Source organism: Streptomyces bobili (genome assembly GCF_002154575.1).
GTDB lineage: Bacteria > Actinomycetota > Actinomycetes > Streptomycetales > Streptomycetaceae > Streptomyces > Streptomyces bobili.
On the sequence record NZ_MUBA01000853.1, the window covers coordinates 1 to 512 of the forward strand.

At 72.7% G+C, this 512-nt stretch carries 1 pseudogene; it reads right to left on the bottom strand.

Annotation, left to right across the window (positions count from 1 at the left end):
- Nucleotides 1-512 (bottom strand): annotated as a pseudogene (locus BZL64_RS38215) (aldehyde dehydrogenase family protein); the annotation flags it as partial.

The following is a 512-nucleotide window of genomic DNA, read 5'->3' on the forward strand; positions in this document are numbered from 1 at the left end:
ATGACGACCGCGTTGCCCGCGACGAAGGCGGGCAGGGCGTCGCCGACGGAGAGTTCGAGCGGGTAGTTCCAGGGGGCGATCTGGCCGACGACACCGCGCGCGTGGCGCAGTTCGGTGACCTTCGTCAGCGTCGGCATCGCACCCGCGTGCCGCTTCGGCCGCAGGTAGGAGGGTGCCTTGCGGCCGTAGTGGCGGGCGGCGACCGCGACGGCCTGNNGTGCAGGCGCGCCTTGCCGGTCTCCAGCTGGATCAGGTCGAGGACCTCGCCCTGGCGCTGGAGCACCAGGTCGTGGAAGCGCAGCAGGACCGCGGCCCGTTCGCGCACCGGCACCTGCTCCCACACCGCCTGCGCGGCACGGGCCGCGGTGAACGCCCGCTGTACGTCCTCGGGAGTGGACTCCGGCAGGTCGGCGAGCTTCTCACCGGTGAACGGCGTGTGGTTCGCCGTACGCCCGGAACCGACGACGCCCTTGGTCAGCTGGGCGACGAGCTGGGGGGTCACCACGTCGGCG